The sequence below is a fragment of the Nocardia sp. JMUB6875 genome (assembly GCF_041154655.1).
Classification (GTDB): Bacteria; Actinomycetota; Actinomycetes; order Mycobacteriales; family Mycobacteriaceae; genus Nocardia.
Genome location: NZ_BAAFGR010000008.1, coordinates 39,679 through 41,716, shown reverse-complemented (window position 1 = coordinate 41,716; position 2,038 = coordinate 39,679). Strand labels below are relative to the sequence as shown.

Below are 2,038 nucleotides of genomic sequence, written 5' to 3'. Positions count from 1 at the left end.
CCCAAACCTCGCTTCCGGAACACCGCACTGGGCAGCGTTCCCCGCCATAAACCCGAACAGGACGCCAACCGCTTCAGCGTGGCGTCCAGTGCTCGGGGCTCACTTCACCGTAAATTGAGACTCCCTGGGGTATCCCCCCAGCTGGCCGATCTTGTTACATGGGCGCGACCACACCCACCGGCGTTTGCCGGGCCACAGTCGCAATCTTGGTGACGGACACTCGGTCCAATCTACCGTCAGGGTGCAAGCCGCAACCAGAAAGGGCCATAGCCCTTAGCTATCATCGCATTTCGGCCGTTCAGCCAGTGATCTGCGACCTATCGCGAGCAGGATCGTACAGGTGCGACTGCGCGCAGTTGACCGATTCCGCCAGCGCTCCGCCCACCAGAATCACCGCCGCCTGCCGCAGTCCGGCGGCCTCCACGCGATCGGCGATATCGGCCAGGGTGCCCCGCAAAACCTGCTGTTCAGGCTGGGTCGCGCGGTAGACGACGGCCACCGGGCAGTCGGCCCCGTAATCCGGTGTCAACTCCTCTGCCAGGATCCGGATCCGGGTGATGGCCAGATGCAGGATCAAAGTCGCCCGGGTCCGCGCGAAGTTGGCCAGCGACTCCGATTCGGGCATAACGGTCGAGCGGGCGTGTGTCCGAGTCAACACCACCGACTGCACCTGCTCCGGCACGGTCAGCTCCGCACCCAGCAGCGCCGCGGCCGCCGCATAGGCGGGCACACCCGGCGTCACATCCCACGGAATACCCAGGGCGTCGAGCCGGGCCTTCTGCTCGGTGAGCGCTGAATATAAGGAGGGATCCCCCGAACACAGCCGCGCGACGTCCATACCCGCCGCGTGCGCCCGCGCGCAGTGCCCGATGATCTCGTCCAGATCCAGCTTCTGCGTATCGATCAACTCGGCATCCGGCGCACAGTGCGCCAGCACCTCCGGATCCAGATAAGTCCCCGCGTACAAACACACCGGCGACCGCCGCAGCAGCCCGACCGCCCGCAAGGTCAGCAGATCCGCCGCCCCCGGCCCGGCCCCGATGAAGTGCACTGTCACCGACCGAGTCTCGCACACCCCCTCAGAACCGCCCGGCGGCCACCAGGACGGCGATGACGAAAAGCACCACGTTCGACATCGAGCGGCCGTACTCGTCGCGCCGAATGTGTGTGACGAACCCGCCGACCATGACCAGCGCCAGCCCGACCGCCGCGATCGGCGTCAGCACGGGCGCGATCCCGGTGGCCCACGGCAGCACCACGCCGGCCCCGCCCGCGATCTCCACCGCCCCGATCCCCCGCACCTGTGCCTGCGACAGGTCATCCACCCAGGGCATCCCGCCGCGCAGCTTGTCCTTCGGCATCGCCGCCTTGGCGACACCACCCAGCACGAACGACACCGCGAGCACGATCTGCCCGACCCACAGCCAAGTGTTCATGCGTTTCTTCCCTTTTCGTACATCCAGCTCGCGGCAACCGAATCCGCGACGCGATCAATGAGCGCCTGGTCCCCGTCCCCGCCGAGCATGGTCAGCCACAAGAACACGGGCCCCGCGAATTGCGCATGCGCCCAACGCAAGTCGGGCAGTTGAGCCAGCTCCCCGCGCTCGACCGCACGCTCGGCCACGGCCTTGATGAGCTCCTGCTCCGGCAACAGACAGACCTGCTCGAACACGCTCTGCAACGCCCCGTCGTGCAGCAGATCCGCCATCATCTCCGGCAACACGGCCCGCACCCGCGGATGCGCCATCCGCTCAACGAAATCCGCCGCGACCTCCGCCAAATCCCCACGCAGACTCCCACTGTCGCGATACTCCCGCGGCCGCAGATCCCCGATCAGATGATGCAGCGCCAGAGCCGCCTTCGACGGCCACCGCCGATACAGCGCCGCCTTCCCCACCCCGGCCCGAGTAGCCACATCCTGCACCCGCAGCCCCGCATACCCCACCTCGGCCAGCAACTCCTGCGTAGCCCGCCTCACCGCCGCATCGGTCTCCCCCGACATAGGCCGCCCCGGCCGCGCCCCCTCAGATACGGAACT

General features: G+C 67.4%; 3 protein-coding genes. All 3 read right to left on the bottom strand.

All coding sequences use genetic code 11. The features are described 5' to 3' along the window. Positions 1–298 precede the first annotated feature (298 nt). The 3 genes from cobM to ACAM49_RS03785 are packed head-to-tail and all read right to left on the bottom strand — an operon-like array spanning position 299 to position 2,002. The gene (gene cobM / locus ACAM49_RS03795; RefSeq protein WP_369634049.1) at positions 299–1,057 is read right to left on the bottom strand and encodes a precorrin-4 C(11)-methyltransferase; all 759 of its coding nucleotides are present in this window, start codon (positions 1,055–1,057) and stop codon (positions 299–301) included. A gap of 22 nt (positions 1,058–1,079) precedes the next feature. After that, positions 1,080–1,436: a DoxX family protein gene (locus tag ACAM49_RS03790; RefSeq protein ID WP_369634048.1), complete on the bottom strand. Its 357-nt coding sequence runs from the start codon at positions 1,434–1,436 to the stop codon at positions 1,080–1,082. Continuing rightward, on the bottom strand, positions 1,433–2,002 hold the full coding sequence (locus tag ACAM49_RS03785) for a TetR/AcrR family transcriptional regulator (RefSeq protein ID WP_369634047.1): 570 nt from the start codon (positions 2,000–2,002) through the stop codon (positions 1,433–1,435). Before ACAM49_RS03785 ends, ACAM49_RS03790 begins: the two co-directional genes overlap by 4 nt. Positions 2,003–2,038: the final 36 nt, after the last annotated feature.

Coding starts and splice junctions, on each gene's coding strand:
- ACAM49_RS03790 (WP_369634048.1), bottom strand. CDS start 1,436: ATGAACACTTGGCTGTGGGTCGGGCAGATCGTGCTCGCGGTGTCGTTC.
- ACAM49_RS03785 (WP_369634047.1), bottom strand. CDS start 2,002: ATGTCGGGGGAGACCGATGCGGCGGTGAGGCGGGCTACGCAGGAGTTG.